This is a genomic window from Haliscomenobacter sp. (assembly GCF_041740695.1).
Classification (GTDB): Bacteria; Bacteroidota; Bacteroidia; order Chitinophagales; family Saprospiraceae; genus Haliscomenobacter.
Genome location: NZ_JBGSLK010000010.1, coordinates 1 through 18,223, shown reverse-complemented (window position 1 = coordinate 18,223; position 18,223 = coordinate 1). Strand labels below are relative to the sequence as shown.

General features: G+C 42.0%; 19 protein-coding genes and 2 pseudogenes. 16 read left to right on the top strand and 5 right to left on the bottom strand.

What is annotated here, in order from left to right:
- Both ACEW9O_RS01805 and ACEW9O_RS01800 read right to left on the bottom strand, forming a co-directional pair.
- A partial coding sequence (locus ACEW9O_RS01805) for an IS5 family transposase (protein ID WP_373548402.1) occupies positions 1 to 522 on the bottom strand: 522 nt, incomplete at its 3' end.
- Positions 523 to 687: 165 nt separating this feature from the next.
- Positions 688 to 936, bottom strand: coding sequence for a DUF5675 family protein (locus ACEW9O_RS01800; protein WP_373548404.1), 249 nt, complete (start codon positions 934 to 936; stop codon positions 688 to 690).
- 114 nt (positions 937 to 1,050) lie between these two features.
- Here ACEW9O_RS01800 and ACEW9O_RS01795 point away from each other — a divergent pair, with 114 nt between their 5' ends.
- From ACEW9O_RS01795 to ACEW9O_RS01755, 9 genes are all read left to right on the top strand, one after another.
- Complete coding sequence (locus ACEW9O_RS01795) at positions 1,051 to 1,785, top strand: hypothetical protein (RefSeq protein ID WP_373548401.1); 735 nt, start codon at positions 1,051 to 1,053, stop codon at positions 1,783 to 1,785.
- A gap of 470 nt (positions 1,786 to 2,255) precedes the next feature.
- Positions 2,256 to 2,480, top strand: coding sequence for a hypothetical protein (locus ACEW9O_RS01790; protein ID WP_373548400.1), 225 nt, complete (start codon positions 2,256 to 2,258; stop codon positions 2,478 to 2,480).
- A gap of 18 nt (positions 2,481 to 2,498) precedes the next feature.
- Positions 2,499 to 2,744, top strand: a complete 246-nt coding sequence (locus ACEW9O_RS01785; RefSeq protein ID WP_373548399.1) for a hypothetical protein — start codon at positions 2,499 to 2,501, stop codon at positions 2,742 to 2,744.
- A gap of 42 nt (positions 2,745 to 2,786) precedes the next feature.
- Positions 2,787 to 2,960 (top strand): hypothetical protein, encoded by a 174-nt coding sequence (locus tag ACEW9O_RS01780; protein WP_373548398.1) that lies wholly within the window; start codon positions 2,787 to 2,789, stop codon positions 2,958 to 2,960.
- Positions 2,961 to 2,995: 35 nt separating this feature from the next.
- Positions 2,996 to 3,307: a tyrosine-type recombinase/integrase gene (locus tag ACEW9O_RS01775; RefSeq protein WP_373548397.1), complete on the top strand. Its 312-nt coding sequence runs from the start codon at positions 2,996 to 2,998 to the stop codon at positions 3,305 to 3,307.
- 230 nt (positions 3,308 to 3,537) lie between these two features.
- Entirely contained in the window at positions 3,538 to 4,539 is a 1,002-nt protein-coding gene (locus ACEW9O_RS01770) for a serine protease (RefSeq protein ID WP_373548396.1), read from the top strand.
- Positions 4,540 to 4,563: 24 nt separating this feature from the next.
- Complete coding sequence (locus ACEW9O_RS01765) at positions 4,564 to 4,797, top strand: hypothetical protein (RefSeq protein ID WP_373548395.1); 234 nt, start codon at positions 4,564 to 4,566, stop codon at positions 4,795 to 4,797.
- A gap of 172 nt (positions 4,798 to 4,969) precedes the next feature.
- Complete coding sequence (locus ACEW9O_RS01760) at positions 4,970 to 5,095, top strand: hypothetical protein (RefSeq protein WP_373548394.1); 126 nt, start codon at positions 4,970 to 4,972, stop codon at positions 5,093 to 5,095.
- Positions 5,096 to 5,252: 157 nt separating this feature from the next.
- The gene (locus ACEW9O_RS01755; RefSeq protein WP_373548393.1) at positions 5,253 to 6,275 is read left to right on the top strand and encodes a hypothetical protein; all 1,023 of its coding nucleotides are present in this window, start codon (positions 5,253 to 5,255) and stop codon (positions 6,273 to 6,275) included.
- Between the two features lie 147 nt (positions 6,276 to 6,422).
- Here ACEW9O_RS01755 and ACEW9O_RS01750 read toward each other — a convergent pair.
- A pseudogene (locus ACEW9O_RS01750) lies at positions 6,423 to 6,920 on the bottom strand (DUF5675 family protein).
- 281 nt (positions 6,921 to 7,201) lie between these two features.
- Between ACEW9O_RS01750 and ACEW9O_RS01745 the strand changes: the two are divergent.
- The 5 genes from ACEW9O_RS01745 (at position 7,202) to ACEW9O_RS01725 (ending at position 14,031) form a co-directional block, all read left to right on the top strand.
- A complete protein-coding gene (locus tag ACEW9O_RS01745) occupies positions 7,202 to 10,156 on the top strand; it encodes a WD40 repeat domain-containing protein (protein ID WP_373548392.1) in 2,955 nt (984 codons plus the stop codon).
- Between the two features lie 7 nt (positions 10,157 to 10,163).
- Entirely contained in the window at positions 10,164 to 10,529 is a 366-nt protein-coding gene (locus ACEW9O_RS01740; protein WP_373548391.1) for an SDR family NAD(P)-dependent oxidoreductase, read from the top strand.
- Positions 10,530 to 10,713: 184 nt separating this feature from the next.
- Entirely contained in the window at positions 10,714 to 11,688 is a 975-nt protein-coding gene (locus tag ACEW9O_RS01735; protein WP_373548390.1) for a DUF1593 domain-containing protein, read from the top strand.
- A 161-nt stretch (positions 11,689 to 11,849) separates the two neighbouring features.
- Complete coding sequence (locus ACEW9O_RS01730; protein ID WP_373548389.1) at positions 11,850 to 13,412, top strand: cellulase family glycosylhydrolase; 1,563 nt, start codon at positions 11,850 to 11,852, stop codon at positions 13,410 to 13,412.
- 82 nt (positions 13,413 to 13,494) lie between these two features.
- Positions 13,495 to 14,031, top strand: coding sequence for a GrpB family protein (locus tag ACEW9O_RS01725; RefSeq protein ID WP_373548388.1), 537 nt, complete (start codon positions 13,495 to 13,497; stop codon positions 14,029 to 14,031).
- 27 nt (positions 14,032 to 14,058) lie between these two features.
- Here the strand turns inward: ACEW9O_RS01725 and ACEW9O_RS01720 are convergent, their stop codons facing one another.
- Positions 14,059 to 15,315 (bottom strand): alpha/beta hydrolase, encoded by a 1,257-nt coding sequence (locus ACEW9O_RS01720; protein WP_373548387.1) that lies wholly within the window; start codon positions 15,313 to 15,315, stop codon positions 14,059 to 14,061.
- Positions 15,316 to 15,497: 182 nt separating this feature from the next.
- The gene (locus ACEW9O_RS01715) at positions 15,498 to 16,343 is read right to left on the bottom strand and encodes an alpha/beta hydrolase fold domain-containing protein (RefSeq protein WP_373548386.1); all 846 of its coding nucleotides are present in this window, start codon (positions 16,341 to 16,343) and stop codon (positions 15,498 to 15,500) included.
- Positions 16,344 to 16,864: 521 nt separating this feature from the next.
- On the opposite strand from ACEW9O_RS01715, the pseudogene ACEW9O_RS01710 reads away from it, so the two are divergent.
- A pseudogene (locus ACEW9O_RS01710) lies at positions 16,865 to 17,398 on the top strand (ADP-ribosyltransferase); the annotation flags it as partial.
- Positions 17,399 to 17,704: 306 nt separating this feature from the next.
- Entirely contained in the window at positions 17,705 to 17,866 is a 162-nt protein-coding gene (locus tag ACEW9O_RS01705; RefSeq protein WP_373548403.1) for a tyrosine-type recombinase/integrase, read from the top strand.
- Positions 17,867 to 18,223 lie beyond the last annotated feature (357 nt).

Below are 18,223 nucleotides of genomic sequence, written 5' to 3'. Positions count from 1 at the left end.
GGCACCATCTCCAATAATGATTTTCATTCGCTCAAAGCCTACCAATGCTAACTTTTGAAGTAAAATTTTAGCGGCACAAGCATCATGATTGTTTGCTGGACCAACCATAACGGCCAAAACTAAACCTAGAGAATCAATGATCAAATGCCGCTTTCGGCCCTTGATTTTCTTATGACCATCAAAGCCTTTATCCCCAAGTCCTCGCTCTCGGTTTTTAATCGATTGTGAATCAATGATCCCAACACTTGGGGATGAAGGTCGATCCTGTTTGATTCGTTCTTGTTCAACTACATGGCGATTGATCCGCTCCCATAGACCGCTTATTTGCCAACTCCGAAAGTAGTAGTATACAATCCCATAGGGCGGAAAATCATTGGGAAGCATCCGCCACTGAACCCCACTACGGGTTAGATAAAATATGGCGTTGATAATCTCCTGCAAAGAATATTTCCGCTTACGTTGGGTATCAAACAAAGAACTTATAACTTCCCATTGGGAATCAGTGATGTTGGTTGGGTACATATTTGCAAATTTTCTCCAACCAAATTACCGCTGATTCCTTTTTTCTAATCCTCACATCTGTAAAATCTTAAATTTTTACAGGCTCTAAATCTATTGGGAAGCAACCAAAATCTCGACTTGTTACAAAAAGAATTAATAAGGTTAAGGGTGAAATAGATGCATTACTTAAATCAACGGCACCCTCACCACCTCCCACCAAACCGGGATTGTAAAATCCATCCCCCTCTCATCAAAAAAAGCACCCAAATGCCGATGAATCCGCTTCAGCGCTTCCCGGCTGCGGCCCACAGTAAAATTGCTATTGGTGTCCATATCTGTAGCCAGACCCGGTAGCGGGCAGCCACGAGTGTCCCCAATTTTCACCCCTGGGTGTACCCGGATCAAACTTAACTTTAGCAACTCTCTTGGGTTCAGGAAGGATGTATTGGCATGGTTAGTGGACGTGGCGAAAGTTGTGGCGGAGCATGAATTTTTTAAGTGAGATTGGTTTGAACGTGAAAAAATATTTTTTGCAAAAGGAACTTTTGGATGAGCATGAAAGTTTACCTAAAAACTAAAATACAAGCAATTATTATGAACAACTCGATTACATGGACTGAAAAGCTTTATACAGGGCATTGGCTAATGGGTCTTGGTTATCGCGATTATATTGCTGCTCGCTTATTACTTAATAATCACTTGATTATTCAAGGACTAACACTTGCAAGTACTTCAGTAGAAAAATATCTGAAAGCTCTAATTGTATTTAATCTCAATAATAGAGAAAGATATAATTATCATTTCGACAGATTTGAAAAACTGAAAAATCTTTTAGATAAAGTCAATAAAGATGTGACTGGAGAGCTTGACCCTGTTTTCTTAGAAATATTAGAAAACGCATTTAAAATTAGGTATTACGACAAAATCGAGCAACCAATTTTTATGGGCTTTTACATAAATCAATTTATTGGAGAGTTAGACTTTACTATTGACTTCCTAGAAAATTTCATTGCAAAACCGGAGAATGGTGGAGCGTCCTTATCAGAGTACAATCGGGCGATTAAAAATATCGATTCAATTCTTTATGAAAATAACTTCGTCTTAAACAAAGAGAATAAAAAAGACTTTATGGAAAAGCCTGATGTTGGATTTTCAATCCACATCCAAATTGGATCTGTAGTTCAAGAAGAAAAAATAGTAAAGGGTGGGAGCATAAAAAATATATATGAAGGTCGAATATCTAAGTTCACTGAGTTCAGTGAATTTGAATTAAATTTATTTTGAAACAATAACGGCCTGTAATATCAGATACCCGTCAAGTGCCGCATCTGTGGTTTTCTGTGGGCATTTTTCCGCTTGGGAAGTTTTTCGACTTGACAGGAAATCGCCTGGAATCCGACCCTGCATTTAGCTTTGTACATTCAAATTATAGCATATTGTATCAACGGCACCCTCACCTCCGCTGGTCCAAGTCTTCCCCATTAATTGCCAGGCACAACGCTTGTGCAGTGTCTCATGACCTGCACCAGCGTTGCGCTTTGGGGTTAATGGGGAAGACTTGGACTAGCGGGGACAGATCCTGCGCTTGCTTTGCCTTTTTTGATTGTTGGTGAAAATCACGGTGAAAAGGTAAAATTGAGGATACGTACCTTTGAGTAAATGAGTGCAAATAGCTCATCTGCGTTATTGCTATGAATACAGTAGATTTCAAGAGAAAATCTGTCGGTTTTCTTTCCAAAAACCAATAGGCAAAGATGGACAAAATCAAGATATATGATGAGGTGGCCACTTTTTTAGCACAATCTGCACCTGGGCAAATATTGGCTTATCGGCCTTCGGAAGAGACCCAACATCGTTTTGATGACTTGGTATGGAAAAAAAAGAAACAGACGCTTAATGCTGAAGAGGCATCGGAGTTGCAACATTATTTTATGTTGGAGCATATTTTCCGCTTGGTTAAAATACGGGCTGCGATTTGAATCACAAATTCCAAGATCATGAGCAATGAAGATCGGATTGTTTTGGACTACATGGCCATGCTAAACCACCTCAGTTCTGATTTGAAGCTGCGCCTGATTATGCAATTGACCAATAGCCTCAGGAAGGAATATGTAGAAAGCATTCCAGAAAAAGATGAGTCTTGGAAGGGTTTGTTTGGGGCATGGCGGGATACGGATGAGCATTTAGTGGAGTTTGTTAGGGAGGGCAGATTGCCGGATCGTAAAAATTCAAGATTTGACTAAGGGATAGCTAGAAACGCCACTAAATGAAAACCCTGCCCTCCTATGGAAGACTTGCGCTTTTTAGAAGCCATTAAACCAGTTCAAAAGTCGATAAGCTTGGAAGAAATGATTGCCGCACAGGGTTATACGCCGCCTATGAAAGAAGCATTTTTTAGCCAAACAGCGGAATTGGAGTGGGATGAATCTTTGGAAGAACTATTGGAAATGCTGGATTGATCATTTATTTGCGATACAATTTTGCGTTCCAGATTTTGCAAAAATATAACTTTAAACTACCTAAAACGACCAACCAAGAAGCCAACCGCAAAATCAAAATGATTGCCAGCATGGCCGGTATCAATACTCCTGTACAGGAAAACGGTGTAAAGGGGCCAAAGGCTAATTTTGTGTGCACCCATACGGCCCGGCGCAGTGCGGCCACAAATTTGGCTATTCAAGGGGTGCCGCTGGATTTTATTGCGAAGTTGGGGGGCTGGAAGAAGCTGGAGGTGTTGAAGAAGTATCTGTTGGCGTCGGGGTTGGATGTGGCTAAGGTGGTGGCGGAGTATGATTTTTTCAGGTGAGCTTGGTTTAAAATTGAAAAAATATTATTTTGCAAACAGAAACCACTTTGAACGGCCATAAAGGTGTATTTAATGGCGATATTGCCGCAACTAACGACTACATAAAACACGCAATGCGGTAATCCAACGCATTACTGAGGTAATTACGCAATGCTAATTTGGATATGGCCGTTAGTTGCGATAGTAGGGAGTTCGGCGAAACAAAATTAACCAATAAAAAATAAAATAATATGCTCATCAACAGACTTGAAAATTACAAAAAGTTAGAAAGTTTAAGAAAATCAAGACTTCTTGTTTACGTTACAGGAGACAGGCAAGGTGCGGAAACAAATATTGGAGCCGATATACTGCCTTCTTTTGCCAACCATTTAGACGCTATCGGAGACGTTGAGAAAATTAGCCTTTACATTTATTCAAATGGCGGTAGCACTCTCGTAGGGTGGAGTTTAGTGAATCTGATTCGAAATTTTTGTAAGGATTTTGAGGTAATAATACCCTTCAAATGTCAAAGTACTGCAACCCTAATTTCATTAGGGACGAATCGAATAATTATGACTAAACAAGCAACTTTGGGGCCAATTGACCCAAGTACAAATGGTCTTATGAATCCGCAAGTAAATATCAATGGACAGCAGATTAGAGTACCTGTAAGCGTTGAACAAGTGAATGGGTTCATTGATATGGCAAAGAATGACTTGGGAATAAAAAATGCAAATAGGCTTGCATCAGTTTATTTGAAATTGACAGAGTATATTCACCCATTATCATTAGGTGACGTTTTTAAAGCCAAATCACAAATCAAGATGCTTGCAGAAAAAATGTTGAAATTCCATAAAATAGATGATGCCCATATACCAAAAGTAATAAGTTTTTTATGCTCTGAATCAGGAAGCCATGACTATACAATTTATCGGAAGGAAGCAAAAGAAGAATTAGGACTAAACATTGAAAAACCGGACGATGAATTATATAAGGTTATAAAGGAAATATATCAGGATATTGAAAACGAGTTAGAGTTGAGGACACCTTATAATCCTAACCATATTTTAAACGCTGCAACAACAAATCCAGCGGATTATCAATTGAGAAGGGCATTGATTGAAAGCACAACTGGCGGATGTGATGTTTTCGTTAGTGAAGGACAGTTAGGAAGAGTAAATTTGCCAAACGGACAAGTTGGAATACAAGACAACAGGGTTTTCGAGGGTTGGAAACACGAAAATAACGCTTAACTTTGCAAAAAAAACAGCAGTGAAATGGAAAATATCAAATTTTATCCAACAGGATTGTCACCGTTTCTAAATATTAGAAGCACTTCAAAAGAGTACTCCTCAACAATCCTTACAAATTCAATTCATACACTTCTTGATGTGTATGACAATTCTATTGTTGTGGAAAACAATATTGAATTTGAGCCAATAATAATAGATGAAAATTCGCCGAACAAAGGCTTGCCGCACATAACCGCCAAACCCGACCCGCAAGGCTAAACAGCGGCTACGTCGTCAAGCCAACCGTTAGATTTCACCAAACTCAATCAACGGCACCCTCACCACTTTCCACCAAACCGGGATTGTAAAATCCATCCCCTTTTCATCAAAAAAAGCATCCAAATGCCGATGAATCCTTTTCAGCGCTTCCCGGCTCCGACCCACTACAAAATTGCCATTCACATCCATATCGGTAGCCAAACCCGGTAGCGGGCAGCCACTGGAAGAAGCTGGAGGTGTTGAAGAAGTATTTGCTGGCTTCGGGGCTGGATGTGGCGAAGGTGGTGGCGGAGTATGATTTTTTTAGGTGAGTTTGGTTTGAAATTGAAAAAATATTATTTTGCAAAAAAAACTACTTTGAATGGTCATAAAGGTACAGCCAAAGCAGAAATACATGCACCTGAAGGTGCCTAAGTAAAAAGCGAAGCATAGTCCTATGTCCAAAAAAAAAAGAAATGACTGAAATAATTAACCCTGAAGGACAAGACATGAAAGAGGTTAGAAACGTTCCTCTTCAATCGATAGATTTGGATACATTCAAGTCAATATATTATTGGACTAATGTTAAGCCCGATACACAAATCAAGATTTTTGAGGAGAGAAAAAAAATAGAACTTTCAAACATTCACGAATTAAATGATAGAGTCCATCAAAAGCTTGATACTCATAAAGTAGAAACCTATATTAATTCTATTAACTTCATTTTGTCAGATGGGAATTTTAAAGAATATGGTTCATGGGGCGAGTTCCAACGACAAAATTGGGAATACATAAACCAGACAATAAGATCAATCAACATTACTTGGGATATAACATTGTCTTTACCAAATCATGTATTACCTCAAAAACATACTCTAAAAGTTAGATTGGGTAGTGCTATCCCTCCCAAAGAAATGTTTCAAATAATGTTCACCAGTGATGAACCAAGTGAGCTTATTGAAAGTAGAGCCGAAGGATTAGTAAAAGTCGACTTTATTAATCAAGTCATTGCAAACGAATTAATTAAGGTTGTTAATGACTGGCATGATGGCCTAAAAAAAGTTGACCATGAGTCAGGCTTTATTAAGGTTTTGGAAAAACGGCAAAAATATATTGTTTCAGCAATAGCTAATTTCACTCCAGTCTTTTTTATATTGCTGGCATACCTATATCATAGCTTACTATGTAATCAATTTGGGGTTTCAAAAAACCTTAACATATTGAGTCTTCAACGATCTATAGTAGTATTAGCCTTTGTTTTTTCAATAGGGATTCTTGTTGGGAGAATCCTAGCTAGGTGGATTGACCGAAAAATTGATAAGTTTAAATATGAAACAGGATTCTATATCAGTAGAGGTGACAAAAACTATTTAGATGAATTAAAAAATGATAACAATAAAATTAAGAAAGAAATTATTGGAAAATCTATACTTGCGGTAATATCAGGAGTCATTGCAGTTGGTACAAAGGTGATCTTAGAATATTTTCTAAATAAATAAGAAGCATAGAACACAGGCTATGACGTCCATACTCCTACCGTCGCACGGCACATATACTGCGGGCCGCCAAGTTTTGTGTATATGGATTGAGGTAACTCCCACATAATTCATGAACAAAACTTGCCGGAGGCCAGTATAGCTAAACCGTTAAATTTCACCCAATTGAATCAACGGCACCCTCACCACCTCCCACCAAACCTCCACCCTAAAATCCATCCCCTTTTCATCAAAAAACACATCCAAATGCCGATGAATCTTTTTCAGCGCCTCCCGGCTCCGACCCACTACAAAATTACTATCGGTATCCATATCCGTAGCCAAACCCGGTAGCGGGCAGCCTCTGGTATCGAGCACATCTTTTCCAGGATGCACCCGGATCAAACTAAAACCCGGCACCTCCTCCAGCGTCAGCACATACTTCAGTTTCAGCGAGGGGTCTTTTTGGTATTGCTCTTAAAACTTGCTGTTGCGCGTTGGGCGTACGCGGTAGCGGCCTACGGGGATGCAGGTATGGTCGTCTATCTTGGCCCTGCGCTGGCCATCCTCCAAAATCCAGCAAAGACCCTGCTGGGCAATGCTTTTTTGATCACTAAACTTTTCCATCCATAGGCGGCTCAATGTGGAATCCGTGGTGGAAGCAACCATAATACATTTGAAATCAATTTGATCGATGCTGTTCATGGAATGGAATTTTTAGAAAGAAAACCAGGCCACACTTTAGCGGCCTGGCTTCGATAAGGGTATTGAGGAACGCTTTTAATTCTCGTTGGCCTTGTTCTCCGCTGTTTCAACGGCGGGATTGCAGGGATCACCCGACACTGCACCAGCGTTGCGTTTTGGGGGGTAATGGGAACAACTTATACGAGCGAGCGGGTAAACAACTTTTGCGGGTTGCAATAATTCGCCTACTTTTGTCAACAAAAAGTATGCGTACTTTCCATTACCTAAGCCTGGTTTTTCTTTTTCTTTCTTTCTATCAAAATCTGCAGGCGCAATTACAGATTTCCCAACAGGAAATAAGAAGCCGAATGCAGTGCCTCGCCTTTTCGCCGAATGGCCTATATTATGCCGTAGGAACCGATCAGGACACTTATGTCTTCAATGCAGAGGGAAAGGAGATCAAAAAATTACCTTTTCCTACCTATGCGCTGCAATTTTCACCAGATAGCAAGACTATTTTAACGGGCAGTGTCCGGGCTGGCCTTTTCTTGTGGAGTCTTGCTGGAGGCCCATTTCTCAAGACTTATCTGAGCAGCGATGAGCATTCAGATGTAACGTCACTTGCTTTTTCACCAGATGGACAACAAATTGTGGCAGGATACAAAAGTGGAAAAATTAAAGCTTGGAATACCCATACTAGTACTCCTATCGAATTGCTAGCCCCAGAGAAAAAAATTGCACCAATTGACAATACTGCGCTTAAAAAGGAGGCACCTGCAAAAGTAGAGGAGGCAAAAGATTCAACACTGACACTGAGCGATGAAGAGGATGCAATTATGGTGGAAGGACTTACGGATGAGGACACGGGCGATTTCGCGATGGCCGATATGTATCCAGTGGAGGAGGATTCTAATGATCAGCCTAAGAAAGAACCCATTAATCCAAGCCCAAGTATTGTGGCTATTTCCTGGTCGATTGATGGTAAAAAACTGCTGATTTGTAAAGAGGAGTCTAAAGAGCTTACCCTCATTCAGGGTGGTAAACAAAGTGTACTGCTCAAACACCCATTCAGCGCCATCGTACGCGCTATTTTCTCTTTCGATGGCAAAAACATCATTACAGGACACCAAAACGGTAAACTATGTTTCTGGGATTTGCAAGGCAAGTTAATCAAGACCATCGATGGCCATGTTGTATCCATTCTTTCGTTGACCTTTTCTAAAGATGGTAAAAAACTACTGAGTATTTGTAAGGATGGTAAAGTAATCGTCCGCACCCCCCTGGGGCAAGTTGTACAGGAGTTGCAAACGAACATAACCAGCCTTTCCATAATAAATACCGCTGCGTTTTCTACCGACGGAAACCGGTTGATCACCGGCAATTGGTATGACGATCTGCGGATCTGGGAGTTAAAGCCCAAAAATCTGCAGGAGTTTCAAGTGACGGGCGGGATTGTTTCAAGCGTGGCTGTCTCAGCGGATGAGAAGTGGATTTTAACCGGCAGCAACGCCGGGCAATTAAGTTTGTGGGACAGTGCCAGAACGACTATCAAGATGTTTAAACACATCGGAAACAAAGCAATCACTGCACTTGCCTTCGACCAAAGTGGTAAAAAAATACTGGCGGGAAATGAGCTGGGTTTCATTCATGAATGGGATCATACTGGCAAGCTGCTGAATGGTCATATTATGGGAAGACTATCGGATAAAAAAGTAATTTTTTTAGCCTATCACCCCAAAGAATCCTGGATCATCACTACGAATGAAAATGGCAAAGTGATGATTTTGGATGCCAAAACCTGGCAAGTCATTCGAGAAGTTACGGTTTATGGCATTTCTAAAATTAATTACACAGCTCTGGCTCCTGATGGAAAAACGCTGTTGATCAGTGGATCTGGTAGAAATGCACTGGTGGTAAATCTGGGAGGATACACCGTGAGCAGTCTCAGAGGACAATGGGGGAGAATTAGGTCCGGCACTTTCTCTCACAATGGAAATATGCTGCTAACCGCAGATGATGATGGAAAAACCATACTGTGGTCGCGCGATGGCAAAGTGATCCAAAAACTGGATAGCATTGCTGACCCTCAAGCCGTTGCATTTTCCAAAGACGATCAAGCTGCAATTGTTGTAGGTAAAGACTTTGTATACACTTTTGGGATAGATGGCAAACCCATCAAAAAATCTAAGATAAACACCTGGGAAGCAACTAAAATAAGCACCCATCATGAAACCCAGATGCTGCTTACCCCCAATGCCAGAAACTTTGTCTCCTACGCAGGCAGAGTAACTCGCCTACAAAAACTGGACGGAACCCTGGTCAAATCTTATTCCGGTCATACCCATGCCCCTACTTATGCCCGCTTTACGCCCAGTGGAAAAATATTTACTGCATCTCGAAATGAGTGGATTTTATGGGATAAAAAGCTTCCCAGTAAGGTCGTTGTTCCTCCAACAAAGACTAAAGGCATGATGTGCATGGATGTAACCAAAGACTGGTCAAAAATTATTGTTCACGAATTTGATGACCAGAGCACTAAAAAAGACAGCAATGATCAGATTAAACTACTGGATTTGAATGGCAAGTTGATCAGATCATTTAAAGCTCCGGTAGGCAATGCTATGTTAGAGCGTTTTATTAAATTTTCTCCAGATGAAAAATTTTTCATCAATGGTGGAGGGTATCCATATCCAGGAAATATGACGCTTACCGATATGAATGACCAACTTATTCATACGTATGTTCATCCTGCTGGCATCTTAACGGGTACTTTTTCTCCTGATGGAAAAACCATTTTGACTGGAGGTACAGATGGAAAAGTTATCCTGTGGAAACTCAATGGAGAACTCGTGGTTGAACTAGTAGGAGGCCATAGTGGGTACATTAGAAGTGTATGCTTTGCCCCGGATGGCCAATCCGTCCTGACTGGAGCAGATGATGGATATGCCATATTGTGGGATTTAAAAGGGAACATGCTTCAAAAATTTAAAGGCCATAAGGGAGTGAACCAAGTTGCTTTTGCTCCTGGGGGCAAATCAATATTTATGGGTTGTTCTAGTGAGGATGAATTGGTCATCCATTGGAATTTAAATGGTCAAATCATCAAACAATACGAGATTGGAAAATTACGCGTCACTTCTTTTGACTTTAGTGCGGATGGGAAAAAACTGCTAATTGGTGGCTGGGATGGGGACTTGGAGGTTATTGTTGTCGATCTTTAGTAGTGTCATGGGGAAAATCAATACCAAATACCGCAGCACTTACGCAGCTGCCAAACATGGGGTGGTTGGTTTTTTTGAATCCCTGCGGCTCGAAGTAGAGGATCTTGGATTAAATGTATGCCATATTCTAGCTGGATTCATCGCTACCAACATTGCCAAGAATGCAGTCGGAATTACCGAAGAGGTACTCAAAAAAAGCCGCAATGCCCTGGGAATGCAAGCAGATGTATTCGCCCAAAAAGCACTCAAGGCCATCCGTCAGCGGCAAAAAAACGTTTACATCGGTGGCGTAAAAGAGCAGCTGGCCATGCTGCTAAAACGCTTGACACCCGGTCTTTTTGACCGTTTTATCAAAAATCAAAAAGTGACCTAAATGCTAACACACTTTGCTTGTACGATACCCTAATTGGTATTTTCGCCCCGCCGTACTGGATCTGTACCATCAGAGTAGGACTTGGAGGAGCGGGGTGAAAAATCAATCCTGTGGTTGGAATTCACGAACTTAGCTTTTAATGTAAAATATTTATTTTATGTATTCGACTGATAATTTATATTTTATGGCAATAAAAGGCTTTTGGATAAAATTCACACATGGTCTCTTATTGCTATTCCTCACCATTGCCTACCCAACAGCAACTGCTCAAAGACATTTGCCGAATATTGTGGTAAGCACCGATATTGGCGGGAGCGACCCCGATGATTATCAGTCGATGGTGCATTTGTTGATGTATGCGGATCGCTTCAACATCAAAGGATTGATCAGTTCTCCGCCACATGCAGGCAGAAAGCAGCATATCGTAGAAGTAATTCAGGCTTACGAAAAAGATTACACCAAGCTCATTAAGCATGCTGAAAATTTTCCAAGCCCACAAGACCTGCACAGGGTGACCAAACAGGGGGCTACAGTGATACAAACCCACCACATTCCAGACAAACCCAGCGAAGGCGCAAAATGGCTGATCAAAAAAGCCAGGGAAAATAAACGACAACCCTTGTACATCCTGGTTTGGGGTTCAATGACAGATGTTGCTCAAGCCATTAACCACCGACCCGGGATTAAAAAGAACATCCGGATTTATTCAATCGGTTCCTGGAATACGGTACAGGATACAAATTCAAGAAATTACCTCTATCATCAACATCCGGATTTATGGTGGATTGAAAACAATACAAGCTTTCGGGGAATGTACCTAGGTGGATATCAGGAAGGGGACTATGGAAATGAATCTTTTGTAGCAGCTCACGTGAAAGATCACGGCGCATTGGGGGAATTATTCTGGGAAAAGAAAAAGGACATAAAGATGGGTGACACGCCTTCAGTATTGTATTTTTTACATGGGGACATCAACAATCCGGAAGCAGAAAGTTGGGGTGGTTCATTTAGTAAAAATTCGCATGGTCCAAATTTTTGGACTGATAATTCTGCTGATTCACTCCGGCAAAATGACCGAGCTGGGGCAAAAACGGTTAATAAATTCCGCAAGGCGTATTTGGATGATTGGAGCAAAAGAATGCAATGGCTAAAAGATTGAAGCAGCCAATCTTCAATCTTTGTGCAACAATAAGCAATCATTTTCCTATTTTTCGGAGCGGCTGTCAGCTAAGTAGTGGGGCAAAATGAAACACTTATTTTTTTCGCCCCTAAAGCCGCCAGCCCCTCCTAAATTTTTACCACCTTTTTTAATCACCAGCAATGAGACCAATCATTGAAACCTTTGCAAGCGATGTTCAGCGTGCAAAAACATTCTACAAACAAGCTTTTGATGAAAACTTTTTTTTGCTCAGCAGCATCTATCATACCCTGCGCTTTCGGTATTTACTGCTTCTTTGTATTTTTTGCAGCCCTATAGCTGCTCAGGCTCAAACACTGCAATTGCTTCCTCAAAACCCTCATTATTTTCAGTACCAAGGCAAGCCCATTGTTATCGTCGGCTCAGGCGAACACTATGGCGCAGTGCTCAATCAAGGCTTCGACTATACCCGATACCTTAAGTCCATGAAAGCGGATGGACTCAATACCACGCGGCTATTTATGGGGGCTTATTATGAAAAACCAGGTGCCTTTGGCATCGAAAAAAATACCCTCGCTCCCAACGAAACACAACTCATCCTACCCTGGCAACAGCTTCAAGGCAAGTATGACCTAACCCGGTGGAATGAAGCCTATTTCAAGCGATTACACGACTTTATGAAAAAAGCCACCGAAAATGGGGTCATCGTAGAAATCAATTTATTCTCCGCTTATTATGGTTCGGGTTGGGCTTATCACCCCTTTCATGGCCAAAATAACCTCAATGGTACGCCCTCGGATTTGCCAAGCCAGCAGGTCAATACGCTCAACAATGGCAAGATTTTACAGTTTCAGGAAGCTTATGTGCGCAAAATGGTCAAAGAACTGAATCCCTATGGTAATTTTTACTTCGAAATCCAAAATGAACCTTGGGCCGATAGCAAAGATACCGTCCTGATCTGGAACGATTACATCCGTGCTGAGGAACTGATACAGCCTGGCAACAACTGGAAAAACACCTTGGAAGTACCCTCCGAAGCCTCTTTTTTATGGCACCAACGTGTCTCTTCCTGGATAGTAGGAGAGGAGAAGACCCTGCCCCAAAAGCACCTTGTTTCCCACAACATCGCCAACTTCAAACAACCCGTAAGTCCTCGCGATCCCAATATTTCCATTTACACTTTTCATTATGCCGCTCCAGAGTCCGTTACGCTCAATTATGGCCTCAACAAGGTTATTGGTTTCAACGAGACGGGGTTTGCGGGCAAAAATGACGATACCTACCGTCGGCAAGCCTGGCGCTTTATGCTCAGCGGAGGTGGCCTGTTTGGACATCTGGATTATTCATACAGCGTTGATTCACCGGATGGTCACGAGGCCACTGGAAGCTCTCCTGGTGGTGGTAGCCTCCAATTGCGGGCCTATTTCAAAGTGTTGCGCCAGTTTTTGGATCAATTGGATCTGCGTACCTTGCGGCCTAATTCAAGTTTTTTGGGCCATACGGAAGGCGCTTTTGTATACAGCATGAAAGACCTCCGCCATTGGGTGGTCTATTTGGAACACCTGAGTGTGAACCCCGCTAAACTAAGGTTGCAACTGCCCAAAGGCAATTATTCACTCAGCTGGCTGGACGTACAAACCGGACAAAACATCAAAACAGAAAAACTGACCGTCAGTGGAAGTTTTGGTCTAATCACCAGCCCAACACCAACAAAAGACATGGTGCTTAAAATCAATAAAAACTAAATTTTCGCATGGCTACTCCACAACAAAATCAACGCAACTAGTTGTGTTTGTCATCATGATGTTGGAAGAATAAATTAACCAAATGCTAATCGAAAAATACACCTCAGATTGGGTCATCCATTTCAACGACATCAAAAGCCAAATTGAAGCCGCTCTAAACGGACTTGAATGTAGCATTGAACACGTGGGAAGTACAGCGGTACCCCATTTGGATTCAAAACCCATCATTGACATTGACATTGTATACGCTGTAAAACAAGATTTTGAAAAAATAAAACAAGGGCTTGAAAAAATCGGCTATTACCACAATGGAAATCAAGGGCTTGAAGGCCGGGATGTGTTCAAAAGGAGTGGCAAATTGACCAATGAGGTATTAGACACCATAAAGCACCATCTTTACGTTTGCCCAATTGACAGTAAAGCACTGGAAAGACACCTTTTATCCCGAAACCATTTGAGAAAAAATGAGTGGGCCCGGATCAAATACCAGCAAATGAAATATGATTTGGCGGAACAATCCAATCAGGATAAAAAAAAATACCAGGAATTGAAAGAACTCTATGTGAATGATTTTATTGATTCAATGATAGCAATGGAAAAGAACGAAGGTACGATATAGCCGTGGCCAAGGTGGGGGCCCATCCCCTCACTTACTCCACACCTCAATCACCAGCTCCTTTCCATCCACTATATCCACCACATAATCCTTTCCATCCCCCGGCCTTTGTTTCCTAAAGACCTTTTGGTTATCAATACTCGGATTAAGGTTCCTCTTTCTCAAAAACTCACCCCATTCCTTCAAGTCTGCATCCGTGAGAGAATTGTCCCTTTGTTTCGCCATCATGTTGATCATGAAAGGATCGCGGCTATTGCTGGTCCAGCGGGTCGCTTCTTGTCGCACCTCTACTTTGTATTTTCCCTTTACCGGCCCCTGTCCGGCTGGCATGGAAAACCGGCCCAGCTCTCCGGTACCGGTGTTCGTCACATAAACGATGACCGGAGGATCATTGGGATTATCCAGCGGAGTGAGCACAATGATTCCCCTTAAAAGTGGACTACCATTCAATTTTACCAGACCATTCAAAGCCAGGCGTTTTTTAGGAGAGAGAAATCCGTTGGTATGCATCCAGTTCCAAAGCAGCTTGGGCCATTCACCCAAAATGGGGTCACCGATCGCGAACCCACTGCCATGTACCCCGTTTTGAAAGAAATGCGCTTCTACCGGAACTTTATTTTTAACCAAATCCACAAAGAGGGTACTTAGTCCATTCACACTTCCGGCATCTTCCACCGTACCGAACATAAAAGTGGGCGGCACTTGTTTTAGCCTTGCTGGGGAAATGGCTGCCGGGAAAGCCATGGCGCCATAGGCCAGAATGTCAAAATTGGGCAAAGCAGATTGTTTTTCTAGCGGATCCGTGGCATTGACATCTCCCAGGCCTGCATTGAACCCCAGGTCTGCCACCAGCATAGCTCCGGCCGAGAATCCTACCGCGCCTACTCGATCAGGATCTATCTGGTATTGGGCAGCATTGGCTCTGATGTATTGAATGGCTCTTTGGCCATCGGCCAGCCAATCTTTTCGATCATAAAGCGGTCTCAGCCGATACCGCAACAAAAAGGCCGTAATCCCCTGCTCTTTTAACCACTGTGCCACCAGCACGCCTTCATGATCGACAGCTCTGATGGTAAATCCACCGCCGGGAATAACCAAAACAGCGGTGCCATTTTGTTTGTTTTTTTCCGGAACAAAAGGGATCACTGCCGGCTTATCCTCGTCGGAAGTACCGGTAGCGCCGGGTGCCCCCTGTGGCCACAACAAGATGGGTGCAGCCAGGGACGACTGAGCATGGCCACTGGAAACGGCTAAGCAAAGCAGGAATGGGTAGAACAGGTATTTCATGTGATCGAATTTAAGAAGCTGTTTGAATTTATATTCGCGGGCTGCAAAGGGCCTATTTTGGGTCAAATTTCGTTCCGAAAATGCTCATTTAGCACTGCTAAACTCCGCTTTTCGTGCCTCATTTGACCCAAAATAGCCTCCTTTTCACTTCCGCGATATAAATTCAAACAGCTTCTAGGCTTTTACAAATGCTCCTTAATAAACTGATCCATCAAACGCACAAAATCCGGGGAAGAAAAATCTTTGCCCCCATGCGCCATGTCATTCAAAAAATGCAACTCACTTTTCACCTTCAAGGCCTGCAGTTTCAGGTGCAATTCAATGCTTTGGTTGATGGGTACCTGTGGATCCTGGTTGCCATGGGCTAAAAAGCAGGGAGGGTCTTGGGCATCTACCAGGAAGACCGGGCTGGCTTTTTCTACCAGTTTTACATCGACCTTTTCCAGTGGTTTCCCGAAAAAGAGCGCCAGCGCCGGTGCTCTTACACCGACACCATGGGGGGTAGACTGGGCCAGAATATTTTTAAAATTACTCGGTCCATAGAGGTCCAGGAGCAAGTCTACCCTTGAGCTGGTACTGGTGTAATCGCCCAGGGTTCCTTCCAAAAAAGCATCATTGTTGCTTAAAGCGGCCACCGCGGCCAAATGTCCACCGGCGGAAGATCCCCACAGGATGATTTTATCGGCCTGGTAGCCATATTTTTTCTGGTTGGCCCTGAGAAACCGAATACTGGCCTTAATGTCATGGATCATGGCGGGGAAAACGGCTTCGGTAGTCAGTCTATACTCTATGCTGGCCAGGGCATATCCTTTCTGCAAAAGCTCTTTGGGCGGATCGGCTTTTGAGCCTCCGTGCCATGCTCCTCCATGAACCCAGATGATCAGCTGGGCGTTGGTACCTTGTGTGGGAAAATAGATGTCTAAAGTGAGGTCTCTTTGGGGTGTTTTGGCGTAAATGACGTCTTTGTGCTCCTGGGCAGGGGCAGTTATTTGTTGAATCAGCAAAAGGATGAGAAGCCATTTTTTCATAGGGAATTCGAGTTGCTGGGTGTGGAAAGGAATGATGTCTAAGAGTGTGAAGATAGTTAGGCAAATGGCATGGGTGGTTGTTTTTAGGGGGGGTATTTTGAATGGGTATGGGGGGTGCTGCTGGATTTTATTGCGAGGTTGGGAGGCTGGAAGAAGCTGGAGGTGCTGAAGAGGTATTTGTTCGGCTTCGGGGTTTGGATGTAGCGAAGGTGGTGGCGGAGTATGAATTTTTTAGGTAGGGATTGACTTGAGATTGGAAAAATATTATTTTGCAACACAGTGCCAGGTTTTGTGCAAATCTTTTTGGCAAAGCCCTTCAAAACCTAAGTTTTTAATCCTCATTTGCACAAAACTTCAATCGGTACGGTATAAGCAAAACCCACATTACTTCTTTTGCTTAGTCGTTAGTTGTCGTAGTGTTTTATTCAATTAAAAAATAAAATATGTACATCGACTGGCGAAAAGAGGAAGAAGCAAAACAAAATGCTAAAAAATACAATATATAAAATAATGATTTAGATGAAATTTTAAACTATGTAAAATATTCCCATAGAGATATAAATAAATCTCTTAAAGGAGGTTACAAAATGGAAACCGATGACATTGTATCTAATTTAGAACAGGCGGAGAAATTAAATAAAGCAATTGGCAAACTTCCAAAATTCAAAGAACAAGTAGTATACAGACGCGAAGAACCAATGGCGATAATAAATAATTCACAACAAAAATTGAATCGCGAAAGAACAATTGCATGGTACAAAAAGCATGAAGGAGAGTATATTAAATTCCCAAATTTCCTGTCAACAAGACATAGTAAACCACCTATAGAAGATAAGGTACTAATAGCAATTCAAATAAATAATAATACGAAAGCAAGAAACTTATTTGAAATTTTTGACGGAGAAGACGAAGTGATTTTTGAGCCCGAGAGTGTTTTCAAGATAGTGAAAGTGAATGAAAAAACCTTTGAAGTAGACTTTGAAGAATTAACAATAGAGGAAATCCCTAAAGGTGAACCAATAATCGAAATGAACTATAATTTTTATGAAAAATAAAAACTGGGTATATACTGCACCGATTCAGGTTTTGTGCAAATGAGTTTTGAAAACTCAGATTTTATAGGGTTATGCCGAAACGATTTGCACAAAACCTCAATCGGTATGGTATAACAATATGAGTATTCTCATGCTGACTAAACGCCGCCACGTCACACTCATTCACGTTAAATTTCTCCCAACCGTATCAACGACACCCTCTCCACCTCCCACTAAACCTCCATTACCTTCTCATCAAAAAACGGATCCAAATGCCGATGAATCCGCTTCAGTGAAGGGTCTTTTTGTAAAAAGAATTAGGGGGCCATACGACCAAGCGCGGCCACGAACCTGGCCATGCAGGGGGTACCGCTGGATTTTATTGCTAAGCTGGGCGGCTGGAAGAAATTGGAAACGTTGAAGAAGTATTTGTTGGCTTCAGAGTTGGATGGGGCTTTGGTGATAGTGGAGTATGAGTTTTTTAGGTGAGGTTGCCTAGAAATTGGAAAAAATTCTTTTGCAAAAGGAACATTTAGATAGGAATGAACGTATACCTAAAGTGAAAATAAACGCAACTAACGACTAAGTAGCAGGAGCAACGTGGGGTTTACTTAGTTGTTATTTGTGATAGTTTAATTTATTTAACGACCGTCATATGAATGAAGAAAATCAAAAATATCCCGCGAGAATAATAACAGAGTCTACTGCATACTACTGGACATTTTTGAAAAATGCGAGGAAAAGCGCGAAATTAGAGTTTACCAAGACGCTAAGAACGTATGCTTCCCTCGCACCTACGCAAATTTAAAACATTGTACACTAGGTTTGGCCTAGGAGCAGTAAAAA

Coding starts and splice junctions, on each gene's coding strand:
- ACEW9O_RS01795 (WP_373548401.1), top strand. CDS start 1,051: ATGAGCATGAAAGTTTACCTAAAAACTAAAATACAAGCAATTATTATG.
- ACEW9O_RS01790 (WP_373548400.1), top strand. CDS start 2,256: ATGGACAAAATCAAGATATATGATGAGGTGGCCACTTTTTTAGCACAA.
- ACEW9O_RS01785 (WP_373548399.1), top strand. CDS start 2,499: ATGAGCAATGAAGATCGGATTGTTTTGGACTACATGGCCATGCTAAAC.
- ACEW9O_RS01780 (WP_373548398.1), top strand. CDS start 2,787: ATGGAAGACTTGCGCTTTTTAGAAGCCATTAAACCAGTTCAAAAGTCG.
- ACEW9O_RS01770 (WP_373548396.1), top strand. CDS start 3,538: ATGCTCATCAACAGACTTGAAAATTACAAAAAGTTAGAAAGTTTAAGA.
- ACEW9O_RS01765 (WP_373548395.1), top strand. CDS start 4,564: ATGGAAAATATCAAATTTTATCCAACAGGATTGTCACCGTTTCTAAAT.
- ACEW9O_RS01755 (WP_373548393.1), top strand. CDS start 5,253: ATGACTGAAATAATTAACCCTGAAGGACAAGACATGAAAGAGGTTAGA.
- ACEW9O_RS01745 (WP_373548392.1), top strand. CDS start 7,202: ATGCGTACTTTCCATTACCTAAGCCTGGTTTTTCTTTTTCTTTCTTTC.
- ACEW9O_RS01740 (WP_373548391.1), top strand. CDS start 10,164: ATGGGGAAAATCAATACCAAATACCGCAGCACTTACGCAGCTGCCAAA.
- ACEW9O_RS01735 (WP_373548390.1), top strand. CDS start 10,714: ATGGCAATAAAAGGCTTTTGGATAAAATTCACACATGGTCTCTTATTG.
- ACEW9O_RS01730 (WP_373548389.1), top strand. CDS start 11,850: ATGAGACCAATCATTGAAACCTTTGCAAGCGATGTTCAGCGTGCAAAA.
- ACEW9O_RS01725 (WP_373548388.1), top strand. CDS start 13,495: ATGCTAATCGAAAAATACACCTCAGATTGGGTCATCCATTTCAACGAC.
- ACEW9O_RS01720 (WP_373548387.1), bottom strand. CDS start 15,315: ATGAAATACCTGTTCTACCCATTCCTGCTTTGCTTAGCCGTTTCCAGT.
- ACEW9O_RS01715 (WP_373548386.1), bottom strand. CDS start 16,343: ATGAAAAAATGGCTTCTCATCCTTTTGCTGATTCAACAAATAACTGCC.